This is a genomic window from Acinetobacter brisouii CIP 110357 (genome assembly GCF_000488275.1).
Lineage (GTDB): Bacteria > Pseudomonadota > Gammaproteobacteria > Pseudomonadales > Moraxellaceae > Acinetobacter > Acinetobacter brisouii.
The window spans coordinates 1,202,090-1,219,792 of the sequence record NZ_KI530762.1 but is presented as its reverse complement, the minus strand read 5'-3'; the positions used below and the strand labels follow the sequence as shown (position 1 = coordinate 1,219,792).

Annotated in this window: 13 protein-coding genes and 2 pseudogenes; 7 read left to right on the top strand and 8 right to left on the bottom strand. The window is 43.9% G+C overall.

The features are described 5' to 3' along the window. The 3 genes from dnaX to P255_RS05710 all read right to left on the bottom strand — a co-directional run. Window positions 1-1,270, bottom strand: a 1,270-nt coding sequence (dnaX, locus tag P255_RS05720) for a DNA polymerase III subunit gamma/tau (protein ID WP_023274447.1), incomplete at its 3' end; no start/stop codon positions are given. Between the two features lie 294 nt (window positions 1,271-1,564). Then, complete coding sequence (locus P255_RS05715) at window positions 1,565-2,422, bottom strand: MaoC family dehydratase (protein ID WP_004901398.1); 858 nt, start codon at window positions 2,420-2,422, stop codon at window positions 1,565-1,567. Window positions 2,423-2,484: 62 nt separating this feature from the next. Next, on the bottom strand, window positions 2,485-3,876 hold the full coding sequence (locus P255_RS05710; RefSeq protein WP_004901396.1) for a 3-oxoacyl-ACP reductase: 1,392 nt from the start codon (window positions 3,874-3,876) through the stop codon (window positions 2,485-2,487). A 244-nt stretch (window positions 3,877-4,120) separates the two neighbouring features. On the opposite strand from P255_RS05710, the pseudogene P255_RS05705 reads away from it, so the two are divergent. Together P255_RS05705 and P255_RS05700 are read left to right on the top strand one after the other, a co-directional pair. After that, a pseudogene (locus tag P255_RS05705) lies at window positions 4,121-5,398 on the top strand (acetyl-CoA C-acetyltransferase); the annotation flags it as partial. A 244-nt stretch (window positions 5,399-5,642) separates the two neighbouring features. Continuing rightward, window positions 5,643-5,852: a KTSC domain-containing protein gene (locus P255_RS05700; RefSeq protein ID WP_004901391.1), complete on the top strand. Its 210-nt coding sequence runs from the start codon at window positions 5,643-5,645 to the stop codon at window positions 5,850-5,852. A gap of 119 nt (window positions 5,853-5,971) precedes the next feature. Here the strand turns inward: P255_RS05700 and P255_RS05695 are convergent, their stop codons facing one another. Both P255_RS05695 and P255_RS05690 read right to left on the bottom strand, forming a co-directional pair. Next, window positions 5,972-6,193, bottom strand: a complete 222-nt coding sequence (locus tag P255_RS05695) for a DUF1653 domain-containing protein (protein ID WP_004901389.1) — start codon at window positions 6,191-6,193, stop codon at window positions 5,972-5,974. A 17-nt stretch (window positions 6,194-6,210) separates the two neighbouring features. Then, window positions 6,211-7,122, bottom strand: coding sequence for a LysR family transcriptional regulator (locus P255_RS05690; protein ID WP_004901386.1), 912 nt, complete (start codon window positions 7,120-7,122; stop codon window positions 6,211-6,213). A 113-nt stretch (window positions 7,123-7,235) separates the two neighbouring features. Between P255_RS05690 and P255_RS05685 the strand changes: the two genes are divergently transcribed. The 4 genes from P255_RS05685 to P255_RS05670 all read left to right on the top strand — a co-directional run bounded on the left by P255_RS05685 (window position 7,236) and on the right by P255_RS05670 (window position 10,767). Further along, window positions 7,236-8,519: an MFS transporter gene (locus P255_RS05685; RefSeq protein WP_004901384.1), complete on the top strand. Its 1,284-nt coding sequence runs from the start codon at window positions 7,236-7,238 to the stop codon at window positions 8,517-8,519. A 12-nt stretch (window positions 8,520-8,531) separates the two neighbouring features. Further along, the gene (locus P255_RS05680; RefSeq protein WP_004901381.1) at window positions 8,532-9,233 is read left to right on the top strand and encodes an alpha/beta fold hydrolase; all 702 of its coding nucleotides are present in this window, start codon (window positions 8,532-8,534) and stop codon (window positions 9,231-9,233) included. 187 nt (window positions 9,234-9,420) lie between these two features. Further along, window positions 9,421-9,687 (top strand): hypothetical protein, encoded by a 267-nt coding sequence (locus tag P255_RS05675; RefSeq protein WP_004901378.1) that lies wholly within the window; start codon window positions 9,421-9,423, stop codon window positions 9,685-9,687. A 36-nt stretch (window positions 9,688-9,723) separates the two neighbouring features. Next, window positions 9,724-10,767 (top strand): NAD(P)H-dependent flavin oxidoreductase, encoded by a 1,044-nt coding sequence (locus tag P255_RS05670; RefSeq protein WP_004901376.1) that lies wholly within the window; start codon window positions 9,724-9,726, stop codon window positions 10,765-10,767. Window positions 10,768-10,769: 2 nt separating this feature from the next. Here P255_RS05670 and dusB read toward each other — a convergent pair whose 3' ends face one another. Next, window positions 10,770-11,813, bottom strand: a complete 1,044-nt coding sequence (dusB, locus tag P255_RS05665; RefSeq protein WP_035365045.1) for a tRNA dihydrouridine synthase DusB — start codon at window positions 11,811-11,813, stop codon at window positions 10,770-10,772. A 508-nt stretch (window positions 11,814-12,321) separates the two neighbouring features. Here dusB and P255_RS15705 point away from each other — a divergent pair. Further along, a pseudogene (locus P255_RS15705) lies at window positions 12,322-12,480 on the top strand (MFS transporter); the annotation flags it as partial. A gap of 89 nt (window positions 12,481-12,569) precedes the next feature. Here P255_RS15705 and P255_RS05660 read toward each other — a convergent pair. Both P255_RS05660 and hrpA read right to left on the bottom strand, forming a co-directional pair. Then, complete coding sequence (locus P255_RS05660) at window positions 12,570-13,673, bottom strand: beta-ketoacyl-ACP synthase III (RefSeq protein ID WP_004901372.1); 1,104 nt, start codon at window positions 13,671-13,673, stop codon at window positions 12,570-12,572. Window positions 13,674-13,698: 25 nt separating this feature from the next. After that, window positions 13,699-17,550 (bottom strand): ATP-dependent RNA helicase HrpA, encoded by a 3,852-nt coding sequence (hrpA, locus tag P255_RS05655; protein ID WP_004901369.1) that lies wholly within the window; start codon window positions 17,548-17,550, stop codon window positions 13,699-13,701. Window positions 17,551-17,703: the final 153 nt, after the last annotated feature.

Genomic DNA, 17,703 nt, shown 5'->3' with positions numbered 1-17,703 from the left:
CAGGCTCAGGCTCAGGCTCAGGCTCAGGCTCAGGCTCAGGCTCAGGCTCAGGCTCAGGTTCAGGCTCAGGCTCAGGCTCAGGCTCAGGCTCAGGCTCAGGCGAGACTAGCGCAGTCGTTTCAAAAGCAACAGCTACAACAGATGAAGCCTGCCCTGATTCAACCGTCTGTATCACTTCATTGCTTTGTAAAGGTCGAAATGCCAGTAACCGCAGGATACACATTTCAAAACCTTGCTCCTGAGTCACCGCCCATGTCAACTCAGAACGGCCTTTACAGGCAATCTGATAATACAACTGCAAATCCTGAGCGGAAACCAGTTGAGAAAGATTTCGAATTTTCTGATTAATTTCTTGACTGTACTTTAAACTCAAATCTGGCAAGTATTGCATTAGTGCCAATTCATGCAACGTTGAAATGAGTTGATCTAGCACCAGTGCTACATCTAGTGCTTGCTGGCGGAATTGCAATAACAACTGGCTCACATGTTGAGGCTGGTTTTGATGAATTGCCAAAATCAAATCATAAATAATAGAGCGATCAATCAGCCCAAGCATGTCTTTGACATCTTGGTGTTGTACCTTACCCTGACCATAAGCAATCGCCTGATCGGTCAAGGACAACGCATCACGTAGTGAACCTTGCGCAGCTTCGGCAATTTGCCAGAGTGCATCCTGCTCTGCCTGAATCTGTTCTTTAACTAAAATATGGTCAAGATGGTGATGAATTTCACTGGCATCGAGTGGGCGCAAGGTAAACTGCAAACAGCGTGAGATTACAGTAATCGGTAGTTTTTGTGGGTCGGTGGTCGCAAACAGGAATTTGACGTGTTCAGGCGGTTCTTCCAGCGTTTTCAGTAGCGCATTGAAAGAATGCGTTGACAACATGTGTACTTCGTCAATCAGATAGACTTTGAAACGCCCTTGTGTCGGTGCGTAAGGAACATTGTCCAGCAGTTCACGGGTATCTTCAACTTTGGTACGCGATGCTGCATCAATCTCAATCAGGTCAATAAAGCGCCCTTCATTGACCGCACGACAGGTTGCACAGGTTTCACACGGCGTTGAGGTTACCCCTGTTTCACAGTTCAAGCATTTGGCAAGAATCCGCGCAATCGTGGTTTTACCCACTCCGCGTGTCCCAGTAAACAAATAGGCGTGATGCAAACGTCCACGTTCTAGCGCACTAATCAGTGCTCTAGCCACATGGTTTTGTCCGACCAACTCATTGAAATTACGAGGACGGTATTTTCTAGCAAGAACTTGATACATGTATGCTCCTTTCCACCTCGCTAAGCATACTGTTTTTTTAATCAATAGTGAATGCAACTGTATTTATTCGCTTAAATAGCAACTCATTCTGCTCAAGATTTAAATCAAGTCCATAAAAAATGCTTAGGCTATTTAAAAAATCAGGATATTCCTTTACTCACTTTCTATTAGACTTCTTTCATAATTGCTTACACCCTTTTGCTCCCCGAGCAAATTGAAATATATTTCAATACAGCGCAAGAGAAATAAAAAGAACTTATGAAAGAAGTCTATCGCATAGAAAAATTCAAATCGTTATAAACTGCTAATTTGCCCAACCACATGTGGTTTATGTGATTTGGCACTCCGAATAAGAAACTGACTCACTGTTTTACTTTGTTGATGTGTTAACAACTCAACATCCGAAGGCAGAAATACAGGTAACTTAAAACTGACATCTGCCTGATATTTTTCAGGTAGACTCAGTGCAGCCAGTGCCTTGGCTTTGGTCCACATGCCATGTGCAATCGCCTGTTTAAAACCAAAGGCTTTTGCTGTCAGTGCATGCAAATGGATCGGATTTGCATCACCTGAAACCAGTGCATAACGACGCCCTGTATTTTCATGAATTGACCAGTGATCTTGCAAGACCCATTCCAAATTGGCTTTTTCAGCAGCTTTTTCAACCACTGTTTGAGTCGTTTTTTGCCGTGCCAGATAAGTACTCACACCCTGCATTACCAGCTCATTACCAATATACACTTCGGTAATAAACTCAAATTGCTGACCTTTATGGTGCGGTTTCAATTCACCAAAACGACAAACCAGTCGGTACTGAAAATTTGCCGCCAACGGTTTGTACTGCGTTACCTGATTATGGATATGCACCAGACCTAAAACTGCAAATGGAAAAGCTTCCTGTGTCATCATCTGCATTTGCAGGCTTTGCGACAGCACCGCAAAATAGATCGCAGGCACATAGCCGTTATTGGCAAAACCGCAAATCTGGTTATAAGCACGTAAATGTTTGGCATCGACATGGAACGCATCGACCACATATTCCACTTCAGGTAAACGCTGCTCTAGTTTTTTATTTTTTAAGATCAACCCCTGAATCACTTTTGGATAAGCAAAATAGGGTTTCGGAAATTGGCTAAAATGGCGTGTTCTCATGATGCACCTGTTTTGATTATAAAAATGGGGGATGATTTTGATCCCCCAAAGTTCGCATGATTTTAAGCGCCAAGCAAGCTTTGCCCGCATACCCGCACTATATTGGCATTAACTCCAGACGATGCTGCTGTGGCAAACCATGCAATAGTTTCAGCAACATCGACAGGTAAACCGCCCTGACTCATGGCATTCATACGACGACCTGCTTCACGAATTGCAAACGGAATCGCGGCGGTCATTTGCGTTTCAATAAAGCCTGGTGCGACTGCATTGATGGTCATACCATTTTTCAAATGTGGTGCCGTATATTTGACCAAGCCAATCACGCCTGCTTTTGATGTCGCATAATTGGTTTGCCCCAAATTGCCTGCAATACCACTAATCGATGACACACAAACAATTCGACCATGTGCATTAAAAGCATCATGTTCAAGCAAATAATCGTTAATCCGTTCAGCAGCAGACAGGTTAATGTTAATTACCATATCCCAAAGCTGTTCTTTCATATTGGCAAGGGTTTTGTCACGCGTGACCCCAGCATTGTGTACCAGAATATCCAAACCACCATGTTGCTGACAGGCCTCTGCAATTTTTTCGCCTGCATCGGCAGTGGTAATATCCAGTGCCAGTGTCGAACCACCAATACTTTGTGCCACCCGATCTAGATCTGCCTGTTGCTGTTCGACATCCAGACAAATGACATGTGCGCCATCGCGTGCCAAAACATGAGCAATCGCTTCGCCAATCCCCCGACTTGCGCCTGTAACCAACGCAGTTTTACCTGCCAACGGTTTTGCCCAGTCCACGGCAACCACATCTGCTTTTTGTACCTGTACCACCTGCCCTGACACATACGCCGAACGCGGTGACAAGAAAAAGCGTAAGGTTGATGCCAAGTTATCAGCCGCATCTGGGTCAACATAAACCAGTTGTGCCGTAATGCCTTTTCGTAATTCTTTGCCTAATGACTTTACAAAACCGACCAATGCACGCTGGGCAATCGCTTGTGCGACACTATCTGCCTTATCTGGGTTTAAGCCCAGAATAATCACCCGACCCGAGAGCTGAACTTGCCGCATCAGTGGATGGAAAAATGCATACACAGCTTTGAGTTGCTCAGTGCTACGAATTCCTGATGCATCAAAAACCAGCGCTTTGAATTTTTGTGTGCTGTATTCTGCTAAAAAAATACTGACGTCCAGATCTGCCTGCTCGGCTTGGGTGATCAGCTCTGCGTCATCAACAATATAAGTATTGGCATGGATTTGTCGTAATGTATCTAGAATCGAAGCTGTAAATACTGCCTGCGGCGTTGTTCCCAATAAAACCGCACCTTGCACCACTGGCGTAGCTGTCCGATAACGTTCTAGAACGACTGGTGCAGGCAACCCCAAATGCTTGATGACAAATTTACCAATTGGTGTTTTAAAGAAATGCTGGTATTGATCAGTCATAATTATGTTCTCTTCACTTCGGTGAATCATATAGATACAGCATGAAACACATCTGAATGGGTAGATAATACTGAAATTATCATACTGAAATTGCGTATAAGATATGTTGACTTGAATCGTTGTTATTGTGTCATTTCGGTCAATTGCCCGAGTTGTATTCTATGCTATGGTAAACCAAAATTATCTCTAATTTCACTTTATTTTCCATCCAGTATTTTTCAATTTTTTGCATAGGAACACCGTTATGAGTCAGACTATTCGTCGTGTTGCAATTTTGGGTGGCAATCGGATTCCTTTTGCCCGTTCCAATGGCCCATATTTAAAAGCCAGTAATTCTGACATGCTCAGTGCCGCACTCAATGGATTGATTGAACGTTTCCAGCTACAAGGGCAACAACTTGGGGAAGTCGTTGCAGGTGCGGTCTTAAAACATAGCCGTGACTTTAACTTGACCCGCGAATGTATCTTAAACACACAGCTTGCAGCAGAAACGCCCGCTTATGATTTACAACAAGCCTGCGGCACTGGTTTACAGGCAGCCTTTGCCGTTGCCAATAAAATTGCGCTTGGGCAGATTGAAGTCGGTATTGCAGGCGGCGTAGATACAACCTCCGATGCACCTGTTGCACTTGGCGATGGCTTACGCAAGGCATTACTTGAACTTAATGTTGCCAAGACTGCAAAAGCCCGTTTACAGGCACTTGCGAGCATTAACTTTAAGAGCTTGATTGAAGCCCCGAAAAATGGCGAACCACGTACAGGCTTGTCGATGGGTGAGCATGCTGCACTCACCGCTTTAGAATGGGGAATTTCCCGTCAGGCACAAGACGAACTCGCAGTTGCCAGCCACCATAAACTGGCAGCAGCATTCGATGCTGGCTTTTTTGATGACCTGATTACACCATTTCTAGGGTTAGAACGTGATCAAAATTTACGCCCCGACTCATCTTTAGAAAAGCTTTCAACCCTACGCCCTGTGTTTGGTAAAGGTGACAATGCCACCATGACCGCAGGCAACTCAACTCCGTTGACTGATGGGGCTTCATGTGTACTCCTCGCATCGGAAGAATGGGCAAAAGCCAATGGGCATGAAGTTCTTGCTTATCTAACTTTCTCTGAAACTGCGGCGGTTGACTTCGTCTATAAAAAAGAAGGCTTGCTCATGGCACCTGCTTATGCCATGCCACGCATGTTGGCACGTGCCAACCTAACCCTTCAGGATTTCGATTTTTATGAAATTCACGAAGCATTTGCTTCTCAGGTTCTTAGCACCTTAAAAGCATGGGAAGATCCAGAGTTTTGTCAGCAACGTCTAGGTTTAGCTCAACCGCTTGGACGTATTGATCGCAGTAAGCTCAATGTCAATGGTTCGTCTTTGGCAGCTGGACACCCATTTGCAGCAACAGGTGGGCGCATTTTGGCAACCGCTGCCAAACTCATTCACCAAAAAGGTTCTGGGCGCGCACTGATTTCGATCTGTGCCGCAGGTGGGCAAGGCGTGACTGCAATCGTTGAGAAATAAACCTAAAAATAATCTTTATACAAAGTAGCCTTACGTGACACGCAAGGCTGCTTGTTTGTTTTTTATAGCAAGCTTATTATTTTAAAAAAGGATATATTGAAAATATAGGATGGAATCATACAAAAGCACAGGATGTGTCAGATAAACAGCAGATAAATCATAATAATAGAAGAAATAATGCATTTGTTGGTTTGAAAATTGCACTATTTTAGAAAAATATCAACAACGAGAAGGATGAGATTATATGTATAAAACTGATCACGTTGTTAAAACTTGGAAGTACAGTGCGAGTTCACATTATTTAAAAATTTTTTATACCGATGGTTCGGCAGTGCTGTTTTATTCGGTACCAACTTTTGTTTATGACAACATGCTTCGTGTGCAGAACAAAACTGATTTTATAGAAAGATATTTAACTTATAATTTACATTTTTCCAGTGTTGCGCTTGCTTGACACAAAATTCTATTCAGAGAGAACGCCATCTGCATCGCTCCGCAGATGATTGATTTTAAAGTTGGTGTCAGCTTTTATTTTCCGATAAATTCTGACACTGACCAAGCAATCCATCCCACTTAGGCTAGGCTTTGTACCAATGCAAAACGTGGGCATACCGTACCATCTTCTAAGGTCACCTGTTCCATAAACATCTCCAATGGCCGAATCCACATCGAATAATCACCATATAGACACTGATAAACCACATGTGCTTCTTGCGTTTCACTATGCTGTGCAACCGAAAAAACCTGATATAGCTGCCCTTTGTAATGTCGGTAAATTCCACGTTGTAACGGCATTGAATCCTCCAGAGAAATCAAAATGAATGTTGTGGTTGGTGGCAAAGTTCCATCACGATACTGGCAAAATTAATCGCCAGTTGCGACGGGTTTTCCATCCGATATGCCAGTGCCAAACTGACATGCGGAACAGGCGCTTGCAAACGGCGATGCTGAATACCAGCCAATTGCACCTGCATGGCTGACTCAGGCACCAGTGATACCCCCAGATTTGCTGAAATCAAAGACAAAATTGAAACCAGCTGTGGCGCTCTCTGCCCTATTTTCGGGTCAAAACCTGCCTGCAAGCAGGCTTGTACAATCGCATCATATAGTCCCATGCCCGAAAATGATTCAGGAATCATAATAAATGGATCATCTTTAAGCTCCAGCAATGCAAAATCACCCTGTTGCTGTGCAACCCAATGATGATGTGGCACAACAGCCACCAAAGGTTCATCGACGAGCTGCTGAATTTTTAGTGCTTCAGGTTGTGGGTCTGAAGAACGTAGAAAAGCAATGTCGACCTGTTCATTTAACAGTTTATGAATCAACGTGGCAGAGTTTGCTTCTTCAATTTTGACCTTTACTTTCGGGTAAGTTTTCTGAAACTCACGAATCGCGGCAGGAATTAGCGGATTGAGTGCGGCTGTTCCTGTAAACCCCAAATTAAGCTGCCCCAGCTCACCATTGGCAACCTGACGTGCGATCTGAATCGCTTCATCTGCACGTTGCTGTAAAGGTTGCACTGCCTGTAAAAATGCCTGCCCTGCTTCTGTTAAGACAATGCCATGTGCGGTTCGATGGAACAATGCTGCGCCAATTTCATTTTCCAGATCACGAATTTGCATACTCAGCGGCGGTTGGCTAATTCTCAAACGTGCAGCAGCTTTAGTCAGGTTTTTTTCTTCTGCCGCCACCAAAAAATAACGAATATGCCGAAGTTCCATATATAAAACATATCAAGGTACACATTTAAATATATTAGAAAAATAGCCACCAAATTGCTAGATTAAGTGTTAGTAAATTCTCCCTGCAAAACCCCAGCAATCGAGCATTCATCATGGCGAGCGATTCCTCATCCAAATCCGTTCAGGTTTCAGCAACAGAAACCTGGACAGATTCCAATCACACAACTCCCGCGTCCACATCACGCCCTCCATTTAAAAATGTCTGGATTCAGCAAGGTTCAAAAGACTACTATCGCGCGGGCGGTGCATTGTTTTTACTGGGCTTTGCCAGCTTCTCGCTGATCTATTGTGTGCAGCCATTGTTGCCTGCTTTCTCACATAGCTTTCAGATTAGTCCTGCGACCAGTTCTTTAGCACTCTCATTGACCACAGGTTTACTGGCTTTTTCGATTGTACTGGCCAGTGCATTTTCACAAGCCTTTGGACGTCGCGGCATTATGTTTGTCTCTATGGCTGTCGCATCGGTATTGAATATTCTGGCTGCATTTATGCCACAGTGGCATGCTTTACTGATTGCCCGTGCACTTGAAGGCTTGGTACTTGGCGGCGTGCCTGCTGTCGCAATGGCATGGCTGGCAGAGGAAATTGACCCTGCGCACTTGGGTAAAGCCATGGGGTTATATGTTGGTGGTACAGCATTTGGCGCCATGATGGGGCGGGTCGGCATGGGGCTGATCAGTGAGTTTTATTCTTGGCGCATAGCACTTGGCGTATTGGGCGTGATCTGTCTACTGTTCTCTTTCGGGTTTTATCAATTGCTGCCAAAATCCCGCAATTTTGTCGCTCAACCAGGTTTTCGGATTGGTTTTCATCTTCGCACATGGCAAAAACATCTGAGCAATATCGGTCTGATTCGCCTGTATGCTATCGGTTTCTGCTTGACCAGCATTTTTGTCACGCTGTTTAACTATGCAACGTTTCGCTTGTCAGATGAGCCTTATTCATTTAGCCAAACCACGATTAGCATGATCTTTCTGGTATATGCCTTTGGCGTGGTGTCATCTTCAATTGCAGGAAGTCTTGCCGACCGTTTTGGTAAACGCCCGCTGATGCTCAGTGGATTCATGATCATGGGTTTAGGCGTGGCTTTGACCTTGGCAAGTTCGATTTTTGCGGTAATTGCAGGGATTATTTTGGTAACCACAGGCTTTTTTATCAGCCACTCGGTGACCAGTGGTTGTGTTGGCCCAACCGCAGGTGAACATAAAGGCCATGCAGCATCGCTCTATCTTTTATTTTATTATATGGGTTCGAGCATCATTGGTTCCGTGGGTGGCTGGTTCTGGCTACATGGCGGTTGGCTCTCTATTGTTGCGCTGACTTTGAGCTTTGCTATTTTGGGCAGTATTTTGTCTTTACTGCATGTAAAACGTTAATTTAGGTTGTTTATGCTTTCTCCTCTCCCAACTGTAGTTTTTATTCCTGGCTTACTTAACGATGAAAAACTGTGGCAGCATCAGACCGATGCCTTGTCACAACATGTGAATATCGTGATTGCGGACTTGTCTCAAGACGACAATTTACCCGCAATGGCAAAACGGATTTTGAATCAAGCACCAGAAAAGTTTGCTCTTGTTGGGCTATCCATGGGTGGTTATGTTGCCTTTGAAGTGCTGCGTCAAGCACCTGAACGTGTCATTAAACTCGCACTTTTTGATACGAGCGCTCGCCCTGACAGCATTACTTCTGCCAAGCATCGCCAAGCGACCATTAATTCGATTCAAACGGGTAAATTTATGGGTGTCACCAATAAGCTGCTTCCACAGATTATTCATCCTTCTCGCGTACATGACCCGATTGGCGAAGAAATTAAAGCCATGGCGCAACGGATTGGAGGCATCGGGTTTATCAATCAGCAGAAAGCCATTTTAGCACGAGTAGACTCTCGACCATTTTTAGCCGATATTCACATTCCCACTTTGGTGGCTGTTGGAGAAAATGATTTGGTTACACCTGTCAAACTGGCTCAGGAAATGCATGAAGGCATTCCGAATTCAGAATTGCATATCTTCAAACACTGCGGACATTTGCCACCACTCGAATGTCCAGAGGAAACTACGGCATTGTTACAACACTGGCTTGCCAGTTAAATCATAGGCATTGCAGGTTTGAAAAGGCTTGCAATGCCTTTGGCTTACTCTAAAGGTCGTATTGTTCAATTCATCAAAATGTTTGAGGCTATGGCAATCCGGTTAGAAAAATGTAATTTTCACTTTTTTCGCTGAGGGAAGTATCTAGACTGAATTTCAATACAACGACAAATTAGAGGAACGCAGAATGAAACATGCAGTTGTGATTGGAACAATAATGATGACTATGGCGCTCTCAGCCTGTGAAAAAGAGTCGCATCCGACAACAGGCGCCAGCACAGAACAGCACCTAGATAAAGCTGCAACACAAGCACAGAATGATTTCAAAAAAACCATTGATAGCGTGACCACAAAAACCAAACAGGCAACTGATCACGCTGCCAGTGCAATTGACAATACTATCGATCATGCTGAAGATCATATTAAAAAAACCACCGATGATCATAAACAGTAATCTTTTTCTCTCACATTTGATAAACAGTTGACCAATATGTCTATTCTTCAACAGCTTAACCTAGAGTATCCTATTTTTCTGGCGCCGATGGCGGGTGTTTCAACACCACAACTGGCCGCACAAGTTTCTAATGCGGGCGCACTAGGCTCACTTGGATTGGGTGCAAGCAATCTGGAAAGTTGTCGCCAGCAAATTCTAGAAACCCAAGCACTGACGGACAAGGCATTTCAGGTCAACTTTTTCTGTCATCGTAGTGAGACTGCTGACCCTCAGATCGCTCAGCAATGGATTGAATATCTACAGCCACATTTTGCGCAGTTTGATCAACCTGTACCACAAACTTTAAATTGTATTTACCCAAGTTTTTTAGATTCAGATGACTACCTGAATCTGGTACTTGAGTTACGCCCTGCTGCGGTCAGCTTTCATTTTGGCATTCCTCATCCGCATCAGATTCAGGCACTCAAAGATGCAGGGATTGTGACCATGGTCACCGCCACCAATTTGAGTGAAGCTCAAGCCATTGAACAGGCAGGCATTGATCTTATTGTTGCCCAAGGTGTTGAAGCAGGTGGGCATCGCGGTATTTTTAATGCAGATAACGATGCTGCAATGACGACTATTCACCTAGTCCAATTGCTTCACAAATATTGTTCAATTCCAATTGTGGCGGCAGGTGGCATCATGACAGGTCAGCAAGCTCGTTATGCCTTAGACTCGGGCGCATCGGCTGTGCAGTTAGGAACAGCATTTATTCAATGCACCAGTTCAAATGCCAGCACCATGTACCGAGAAGCGCTATTTGACGAACCGATCACGCAAATTAGTGCTGCAATTTCAGGTCGCCCTGCTCGTGGAATTATCAATGACTGGCATAAACAGGTCGACAGTATTTACCGACCAGAAATTCCAGCCTATCCATATACTTATGACTTGGCAAAACAACTGCATACTGCTGCAGCAAAGCATAATCATCATGGATATGCCGCATTTTGGGCAGGCGCTAATGTGTCACAAATTCGACAACTTGAGGCCTATGAGCTAGTGCGAACCCTAGTCAAAGAAATGCATTATGCTTAAATCTATATTTCCAGTAAATTGACCGATTCGATTTGTACATCATCCATATTTTGCCCTTGATCAAGCAATAAGTTGAAATAGTCTTCAACCACTTTGGCTTGTTCAAGGGTCGATTCTACCCGATACATATTTTGTCTAAACTCATTGCTCGAATGTAGTCCTTTGGTGTACCAGGCAATATGTTTTCGGGCAATACGGCAACCTGAGTATTCACCATAAAATTCATATAGCTCACTCAAATGCCCGAGCAAAACGGTTTTCACTTCCTCAATACTTGGTGCAACCAAATGCTGACCTGTTTTGAGATAGTGAGCAATTTCACGAAAAATCCATGGTCGCCCTTGTGCTGCTCGACCAATCATTACTGCATCTGCACCTGTATAGTCCAGCACGTATTTGGCTTTTTCAGGACTGTCGATATCGCCATTGGCAATTACGGGAATATTGATATGCGCTTTGACTTGTTTAATCAGTTCATAACGGGCTGTATTTAAATACATATCTTCACGAGTGCGCCCATGCAAAGCAAGTGCTGCGATACCCGCCTGCTCTGCACGCTTGGCAACCCGCATAATATTTTCTTGCCCGTTTAAATAGCCAAGACGGGTTTTTAAAGTCACAGGAACATCGACTGCGGCGACCACCGCATCTAAAATGCGTGCCACCAAATCTTCATCTTGCAATAGCGCCGAGCCTGCGAGTTTATTACAGACTTTCTTGGCTGGGCAGCCCATATTAATATCGACAATTTGTGCACCATTGGCAACTTGATAGCGTGCCGCCTCAGCCAGTTGCTCTGGATCTGAACCTGCAATTTGTGCAGAAATCGGGGCAATTTCTCCATCAAAATTGGCACGGTACAGACTTTTTTTGCTCATGCGTAACGTTTTATCTGCAGTCATCATTTCACTGACGGCATGCCCTGCACCGAAGTACTTGCACAGTGTTCTAAAGGGCCTATCAGTGACGCCTGCCATCGGCGCAACCCAAATCTGGTTGCGTTTTGATTGATCAAACCATTCTGAAATCACATTGTTTTTGCTCAATTTTCTACTTTCCACATTTCAAAAAAATTCAAACATTCTTTAATATTCCCAATCATTTTTTACATCAAAATTCGGCTCTTGACGTAATTCTTATATGACATAAATACTGGGGTTAATTAAGAATGTTCAGCGACTGATGGTAAACGATACAAAGCACAAATACGAAAAACGGGAAGGATTTACCTTCACTGATTAAAACAAAGAGCTCTGACAAGGCGCTATTGTTAAAAATGGGTTCGTCGTATTGAAACTGAGATTCTGATCAAGTTGGCTATTTTAAATCTAGATGTTGCATAAGTGGAAAAAACTTTAGATGAATTGATCGAGAAATACATAAACGATAAATTTTCAACTACAAAAACACTGTCTAAATAATTTTTGTCACGATGAGATCGTATATAAAAGGTGTATCTCTCCTTTTATACCAACAGCTCTTGACCTGATTTCTAAGCTGCCTATATGGCAGTGAACCGTGCCAATCCGATTCCTGACAATGAGGTAAAATAGACTTGGTTTAGCCACAGAATTTTATTTAAGAGAACCTGCCAACAAACCACTGACGGGCGCTGCACCATTGGCAAGCTGTGAAGCCGAAGCTCAGGAATTACTGGAACAATTTCACGATCATATCGAACAGAAAATTGGACATTTACAACATAAACGCTAGAACCTAGCCGATCAGCACCCAAAAATTAACTAAGCTTGACCCAATAAAAAAGCCCAATCTCTGGGCTTTTTTATTCGAAAAACTGCAATTTAAGCAACTTTTTTCAGCAAGACTGTACCCACCGAATAACCTGCACCAAATGAACTTAAAATGGCGTACTCACCCACTGCAACTTCATGTGCGGTTTTATGCATGGCAATCATTACACCTGCTGAAGATGTATTGGCAAATTCATCTAAAATAATCGGTGCTCGGGCAGCTTCAGCCTGTTTGCCTGCCACATATTTCAAAATCAGCTCATTCATGTTGGCATTGGCTTGGTGTAACCAGAAGCGCTTGATTTGATCGGCATTTAACTGGTTTTTCTCAAGTTGCTGGTTGATCATTTTGGCAACCAATGGACACACTTCTTTAAACACCTTGCGCCCGTCTTGGTTAAACAGCAAACCGTCACCAAAGGCATCTTCGCAACGGTTTAAAAAGCCAAAGTTATTGCGAATATTGTTGGAGAACTGGGTTTGTAAGTTTATATCCACCAGTTCAAAACCTGCCTTGTCGGTACTTGCTTCAATAATTGCTGCAGTTGCCACATCACCAAAGATAAAATGACAATCGCGTGATTTAAAGTTGAGATGTGCCGAAGTAATTTCGACATTAACCATCAAAACACGGCGCGCACCTGCCTGAATTGCATCGCGTGCCTGTTTTAAACCAAAAGTCGCCGAAGAACAGGCAACATTCATGTCATAAGCATAGCCCTTGATCCCCAAAGCCGACTGAATCTCAATCGACACTGCAGGATAAGCACGCTGCATATTTGAACATGCCAAGATCACCACATCGATATCATCTGCCGTTACACCTGCCTGCTGCATGGCTTGTCGCGCTGCGGTCACGCCCCACTCCGCTTGTAATGACAATTCATCATTACTACGCTCAGTCAGACGTGGATACATGCGGTTAATATCTAAAATACCCGATTTTTCGACCACATAACGGCTTTTAATTCCCGAGGCTTTTTCAATAAACGCTTCGCTTGAACCACGCAATTCTTCAAGTTCACCTGCGGCAATTTGCTCGGCATGCTGTTGATTATAGCGTTCTACATAAGCATTCAAGCTCGCGACAAGTTCTTGATTACTAATCGCTTCAGTTGGATGAAATAACCCTGTACCTGTAATACGAATGCTCATGTCAAATTCCTCAATGATTCAAAAATCAAAGACCCAACTGTTGCCAGTGCTTTTGCAAGCGATTTTCGGAAATTGGCATCTTGGTTTTCATCGGCTGTGAAAATAGTGAAATTCGCAGCTCTTCAACCATGGTGTACAATTCACGTAGTCTCGGGTCATTTTTATGCTTGAATAATTTTTCCATCCAAGGGTCGACCTGATCAATGGCAGCATTATCTCTTTGCAAATTATTTGGTAGACGCTCCAGTCGCATTATGAGTGCCTTCAAATACCGCGGGAACTCTTGCCATAAACTCAAAGGTTGTGTATAGACGAAATTATCCAGACGCATCAAATCCAGCTGGTCCTCAATATCGTCCATATTCTTGCCAAAGATGCCCTGATCAAGCGTAAGTAATTGACGGCGAATGGTTTGCCACGGAATTAAAATATCATTGAGCAGGCCTAAAATATGCTGACCATGCGTCAAAAATTGCTTTTTGACTTGTGTGACCAATTCTGCAAATGCTTTGGCATCGACTGGCAATTCATTGATCGCTTCATCCAAAGTGGCATAAACCAACATTTGTTCCAGTTTGGCTTTGTCACCGAGTGGTGAATACGCCAAAGCAAGCGGCTTGGAAATCTGTTTTTTCAACTGGCGAATCGCATCGCCCAGTTGCAGATGTACCAAACGAATCACCCCCTGCTTATGCTGATGCATGGCTTCAGCTTGATCATTGAAGGTCTGAATCACGACACCCGATTCATCTTTAACATCTAGCTCAGCAAAAGCCTTTGTCGGCACCAGTGCCTGAAATTGCTTGACGACCACACCCGTCACTTTCTGAGCCGCTTCAAACACAAACTGCTCTGGAAAAGTTTGGAACTCCCCTTTAGACTGTTTCACTGGTCGATGAGTTTCTGTACGGCAACGTGCCTTGAGTTCAGGTAAATCACGACCTTTTTCAATCACGCGACCTTTTTCATCAACCACTACAATAAATGGCATCAGATATGCGTCAATGCGTTCAAACGAGAAATCTTTCTCGGTAATTTGTTCACCACGCAACGCAAATGCCAGATATTTAAAAATATGCTCACGTAAATGCACAGCATCTACAGCATTTAACAATTTTTTAGCGGTATCTGGAATCGGTACAATATTACGGCGCTTATCTTTTGGTAAGGCTTTGAGCAAGGCTTCGATCAAATCCAGACGCCAGCCTGGAATTCCCCAAGACCAGATATTTTCATCGACCTGCGGCAATGCCTGAACTGGAATTTTAACTGTTGCACCGTCCTGATCATGACTTGGGTCAAAACGGTAACTGGTGGCTAAACGCAGCTCGCCATTGTGCAAATAATCAGGAAATTGCTGTGTGGTTGGGCGGTCACTTTGCCAAAGTGCATCATCTTCCACAAACAGATAACGTGGCTGTGTCGGTTCAATGGTTGCACGCCAGTCCTCAAAAGTACGGCGACTGGCAATGTCCTCAGGCACACGCGCTGCATAGAACTGGTAAATGGTTTCTTCATCCACCACCAGATCACGGCGACGCAATTTATCTTCAACGCGTTCAACTTCCTCAAGTTTGAGTAAATTGTGCTTCAAAAATGGCGGCATAATGCCCAATTGACCTGTCGTTAAAGCATCGCGCAGGAAAATTTCATGCGCAGCCGCATGATCCACTTTTTCAAAATTAATCTGGCGTTTTGGTTCAATAATCAAACCAAACAATGAAATTTGTGCATAGGCATTCACAATGCCTGACTTCTTCGACCAATGTGGCTCAAAATAATGGTATTTGAGCAAATCACGTGCGGCCAGCAAAATCCATTCAGGATCAATCTTCGCTAAAGTACGCAAATACACCTGCGAAGTTTCCACCATTTCAAATGCCATCACCCACGATGCACCTTGTTTATGCAGACTACTGGCAGGGAAAATACGCGCTTTTTGCTGACGCACCGCCATATAGACATTGCGTTCATCAGTTTTATTGGCAATAAACGACAGCAACCCTGTGAGTAAGGCGCGGTGCAGGTTTTCATAACTAGCGGGTTTGTCATTCCACGACAGTTTTAAACCTTCAGCCAGTTCCACTAACTGCTGATGCGTTTGCCGCCACTCGCGTAGTCGTAACCAGCTTAAAAAATGCTGGCGCGCAAATGATCGACGTTTGTTTTCTGTCATCACTTCACGATTGCTTTGCAGCGTATCCCAAAGTTTCAAATAAAACAGAAAATCTGAATCCGCTTCTTTAAATAAGGCGTGTTTTTGATCTGCTTGGGTTTGTTTGTCCGCAGGACGTTCACGTGGATCTTGTACAGCAAGTGCACTGACCACCACCAGAATTTCCTTGAGCACCCCAAAATGCGAACCTGCAACAATCATACGTGCCAGACGTGGATCGATTGGCATTTTTGCCATCATCTGCCCGACTTTGGTCAGTTCATTTTTACGTTCACTCATCGCACCCAGTTCGATCAGCAACTTACGACCATCGTTTACCAAACGGTGATCGGGCGGTTCGATAAAATCAAAATCTTCAAGATTACCAAGCCCCAAACTTTGCATCTGTAAAATCACCGATGCCAAGTTGGTTCGCTTAATTTCAGGTTCAGTAAATTCTGGACGGCTTAAAAAGTCTTCTTCGCTATACAAACGAATACAGACCCCTGCCGCAATACGACCACAACGCCCTTTACGCTGATTGGCAGCTGCTTGTGACACTGCTTCAATTGGCAAGCGCTGTACCCGTGAACGATAGCTATAGCGTGAGATACGCGCAAAGCCACTGTCAATCACGTAGCGAATATTCGGTACAGTCAATGCGGTTTCGGCAACGTTGGTGGCAATAATAATGCGCCGACCTGCTCCACCTGGATTAAAAATCTTTTGCTGTTCAGAAAGCGCTAAACGCGCATATAAAGGTAAAATTTCAGTATGACGTGGGCCATATTTTTGCAAAGTTTCTTGCAGCTCACGAATTTCCTGTTCGGTACTGGAAAAAATCAGAATATCTGCATGTTCTGGATGGCCTTTCGCGGCAGCATCAGCGAAACATTCTTCAACGGCCTGAACTACGGCACGCGGTAAGTTTTCTTCAAAGTCGTCGAACTCATCGTCATCACTACCGCCAATATTCATTTCAGAAATTGGACGATAACGTACCTCTACAGGAAAACTGCGACCTTCGACTTCAAAAATCGGGGCTTGACGGAAATATTCACTAAAGCGGTTTACGTCCAAAGTCGCGGAGGTAATAATCACTTTTAAATCTGGGCGCTTTGGCAATAACTGCTTCAAATAGCCCATGATGAAGTCAATATTGAGCGAACGCTCATGTGCTTCATCGATAATAATCGTATCATATTTAGTTAAAAAACGGTCATGTGCAAGTTCCGCCAGCAAAATCCCGTCCGTCATTAAACGAACGATTGAATCATTCGAACCTTGTTCATTAAAACGGATTTTAAAACCAATCGACTCACCGAGTTTTTCACCCACTTCTTCGGCAATCCGCTGCGACACACTGCGCGCTGCCAAACGGCGAGGCTGGGTATGACCAATTATGCCTGTTAGGCCTCGCCCTGCGAGCATGGCAATTTGTGGTAACTGCGTTGTTTTACCTGAGCCTGTTTCACCCGCAACAATAATCACCTGATGCTTTTGAATAGCCGCAATCAGGCGCTCGGCATACTGGGTAACAGGTAAATCTTGATTGAGTTTAATTTTGGGTAAGCGTTGAAAGCGCGCTTTCACCTGTGCATTCGATTTTTCGAATAATTCTTGGTATTGCTTTTGATCTGCATCCTTCGTTTTGCCTAGTCGATTTAAACGATGTCGGTCACGCACCATAACCAATTGATCTATATTTAAATCACTTTGCACCGAATGCTATCCTCATACATAAAAGTGGCTAGTTTACTCGACTCTGATCATGATAGAAAGAATTACATTTTCAAGTTTTTTTGAATCAATCTCTTGAATTCAAAGCTATGAATCGCCATATTGAGTCAAAGTGATGCGAAATAGGATTGTGAC